At 60.5% G+C, this 3,580-nt stretch carries 4 protein-coding genes; 3 read left to right on the forward strand and 1 reads right to left on the reverse strand.

Features of this window, described 5'->3' with window-relative positions; translation table 11 throughout:
• Positions 1–123: 123 nt before the first annotated feature.
• Positions 124–537 (reverse strand): hypothetical protein, encoded by a 414-nt coding sequence (locus MKK88_RS00275; RefSeq protein WP_243996570.1) that lies wholly within the window; start codon positions 535–537, stop codon positions 124–126.
• Here MKK88_RS00275 and MKK88_RS00280 point away from each other — a divergent pair.
• The 3 genes from MKK88_RS00280 to MKK88_RS00295 all read left to right on the forward strand — a co-directional run bounded on the left by MKK88_RS00280 (position 536) and on the right by MKK88_RS00295 (position 3,071).
• Entirely contained in the window at positions 536–1,024 is a 489-nt protein-coding gene (locus MKK88_RS00280; protein WP_409566598.1) for a MucR family transcriptional regulator, read from the forward strand. The genes MKK88_RS00275 and MKK88_RS00280 overlap by 2 nt on opposite strands.
• Positions 1,025–1,812: 788 nt before the next feature.
• Positions 1,813–2,670, forward strand: a complete 858-nt coding sequence (locus tag MKK88_RS00290) for a manganese catalase family protein (RefSeq protein WP_243996573.1) — start codon at positions 1,813–1,815, stop codon at positions 2,668–2,670.
• 74 nt (positions 2,671–2,744) lie between these two features.
• Complete coding sequence (locus tag MKK88_RS00295) at positions 2,745–3,071, forward strand: metal-sensitive transcriptional regulator (RefSeq protein ID WP_243996574.1); 327 nt, start codon at positions 2,745–2,747, stop codon at positions 3,069–3,071.
• The last annotated feature ends 509 nt before the right edge of the window (positions 3,072–3,580 follow it).

A 3,580-nucleotide genomic window follows, 5' to 3' on the forward strand; every position in this document is an offset into this window, starting at 1 on the left:
CCTGCGAGATCAAGACATCGACCTGCCGCAGCTTAGCAACGATCTCTTCAGCCGTATGCTTCTTCCGTCCCATGACGACATCCTCCACATGGCTCAAAGCCATACCTCAGGGAGGACCACTTTTCAGGGGGCAGGCCACACGGACCCGTCGCCGGGGTCGACCATCTCAACGCGTGGTCCGCCGGTATCCATTCCGCCGAGGGTATCGGCCAGGGTGGAGTTGCAGACGGTGGCGAGGAACGCGCCGTTACTGGTCGGCAGAACGCGAAAAAGCGCCTCTACCAACTTACCCACCACGATACCGCGCACCGTAGAGTTGAGCGCGTTCGAGCTATCGCAATCACAAGCGTAGGCTAATACGACATCGTTGGCGATCAAGGTAGCCAAATGCTTCTGACTGTAGCCCGACATTATCATGGCGGCACTTACAACGAATGACTTCTCGTGAAATAGCGCATTGCTTTTTCCGTAAGCGACAGCTAGTTGTGTCATCCTATTCAAATTTAGGTGTGTCGTGACTGAAAATTCAGCAACCATCGAGGTGGTAGCCGTCGATATCGTCGAACTGACGGCCGAAATTGTCTCGGCCTACGTGTCGAAAAACTCCGTCCGACCAGCTGACATGCCGGACCTGCTCGCAGGCGTTCACGCTGCGCTCACCAGGCTCGGTGGGGGCAGCAAGCCCGAAACTTCGACAGTTGGGAAGCTCACCCCTGCCCAGATCCGCAAATCAATCACGCCGGACGCGCTGATCTCTTTCATCGACGGCAAGCGCTACAAGACGCTGAAGCGCCACCTTACCGCTGCTGGTCTAACGATGGAGCAGTACCGCGAGCGCTTCGGCCTACCGCGGGACTACCCTACAACGGCTGCCAGTTATTCCGAAGCACGCTCAGCACTCGCCAGAAGTTTTGGCCTGGGGCAGCAGCGCAAGAAGGCCGAAGAGCCTGTGGAGACCGTCTCTGATAAGCCGAAGCGTGCCGCTGGGCGGCAGCGGAAGGCCAAGGGGGCTGCCGAGGATTAGTAGCAGGGAGGCTACGGATCTTTCCGTCTCCGATCCCCCTTCCCTCTGTATCGCAGCTGTCGAGCGCCCTAACGCTCCCGCACGCGAGCGCGCCGGTTGCCGTGTTCTCCCCGTTCACGTGCGGCCGGCGCGTCCTACGCTCTCACTGATGAAGCTTGTGCAGGTCTTTAGATCATCCGTCTGTGCTGATTGCTTCCAAATTGCGGAAGGAAACGCTTCCGCTCACGCGCGCGTTACCGTCGTTCATCGACCACGAGGTTCAGATGCGCCATCGCACTATCGTCACGGCTATCCCATTCATGCTGCTGTTCTCGGGCGCGGCCCTCGCCCAAGCGCCAGCGGCGGCCCCTTCAGCACCGGTTCCAAGTGGGCCGGGTGTAGCCGCTCCCCAGCCGGGTTCGACCGGTGCTCCGGCAACCGTGACAGGGACACCTACTGGCCGCCCCGCCGACACCATCACGAATAACTCAGCGGCTGGCGGCAACGCCGGTCAGCCTTCCCGAGCCGTACCTCAAGGTGGCGGCGGAGGCGGCAGCAGCAAGTGACATCTTAAGCTCAGCTCTGGAATGCGCCTTGCTCTGCGGAGCACCCAGTTCGTTCCTGGGACCACGGACCGCCTCAGCCCGCCCGGCCTAGCGCCGCGGCGGGCTTCTTTCTGCGCGGTGACCTCGGATTGTGACTGAACCGTTCGGCCCGAGCCCGGTTGCCCGAACATCGAACCAGATGCTCCCGGGGGGCATCTGCCAAGCTCGCCGTCATGGCGCAGTGCCGATCTGGGAGCGAAGCTCATGTTCTATTTCGACAAGCGCCTGCAGTATCCGGTCAAGGTCGAGAACCCCGACCCGATCTTCGCCCGCATGCTCCAGCAGGCGATCGGCGGTATCGAAGGCGAGATCCGCGTGTGCATGCAGTACTTCTTCCAGGCGTGGGGAGCCCGCGGCCCGACGACGAAGTACCGTGACATGCTCCTGCACACCGCCACCGAGGAGATGGGCCACGTCGAGATGCTGGCCACCGCAGTGGCGTTGAACCTCGAGAACGCGCCCGCCAAGGTCCAGGAGGCCGGGGCCGCCGATAAGATCATCGGTGCGGTGATGGGCGGTGAAAACCCGCGCCACATGGTCGAAGGCATGCTGCACCGGCACCTGCTCTCGACCGGCATGGCGGCCTTCCCGGCCAACTGCGAGGGCGTGCCCTTCGACATGAGCCACATCTATGCCAGCGGAAACCTCGCTGCCGACATGTACTGCAACGTCGCAGCTGAGAGTACGGGTCGTGTCCTGGCAGTACGCCTGTACAATGCGACCAACGATGCCGGCATGAAGGACATGCTGCACTTCATGATCGCTCGCGATACGATGCACCAGCAGCAGTGGCTGGCAGTCATCGAGGAGATGGGTGGCCACGAGGGCACGCTGCCGATCCCGAACTCCTTCCCGCAGGAGAAAGAGGACCAGAAAAACAACTACAACTTCTACGCCACCGCGCACGACGGCTCTGCGCCGCCAGAAGGCCGCTGGACCAGCGGTACGTCGATCGATGGCAAGGGCCAGTTCAGCGTGTTCCAGAACAAGCCGATGGGCGAGGAGCCGGTGCTCGGCCCGGCACGTCCGGACAGCGGTGCTGAGACTCAGCAGATCGGCTGATATGTGAACGCTCCACCCCTCGCCAACGAACAACCCATATTGGGTTTGAAGCGCATGACGGGGCGGGGCTCTGAATGAGTAATGTTGAAGGTGAGATCGTCGGCGACAAGATCCAACTCAGGCGCAGCGATGAAGCGAAACGGCCCCTGGTACTGCGTCTGAACCGGATCGAGGGCCAGATCCGCGGTCTGCGCGGGATGATCGAGGAAGACCGCTACTGCTTGGACGAGATCCAGCAAATCACCGCATTGACCGCGGCCTTGCGCGAGGTGGCACTGATGATCACCGCCGAGCACGTCACAGCCGGTGCGCAGATCGCAGCTGAGCCGGATGCTGACAAAGCGTTGGTCATTGCCGACATGATCCGTGTCCTACGTGCGGGCATGCAATACAAAGCCTGAGCCAACGACGGACATCGGGACTGCTATGTTATAGCCCAGCGGAATCTCACTCGCCTTTAAGAAGTTGGGATATCTCGAGATCTGGTGCCCTTAACACGTAATTGTTTAACCGCAGGAATCGCTGGTTCTAGCGATGATCAAGCTGACCGGTTCCAGAAGATCTCCTGCGAAATCGAACTTACTGATGCGAACGAGAAACCGCATCTGAGGATGTCTGAACCACCCTCTAGCGACCTTTCAGTGATCAACCTCAATCTCGTCGTGAGCGTGGGCGACGATAGTGTTCCCTGGAGCTACTGGGCTTCGTGCGTGTTGCAAAACCGAACCTTTCCAGGTGCTTACACTATGGTCAGGGTGATTTGGTAGGGCGTCTAGCACTACTTTGGCAGATTGAAGGAACGCGGGAGGTTTTCGCGGATTCGCATGCCACGGCCATGGGCTTGGGTGCGCGCGATGTCCGGTGCTGGCGGATGGCATGAGGATCTGGATCGGTGGCTGCAGCCATTTCT

Source organism: Methylobacterium sp. E-005, from assembly GCF_022829725.1.
Lineage (GTDB): Bacteria > Pseudomonadota > Alphaproteobacteria > Rhizobiales > Beijerinckiaceae > Methylobacterium.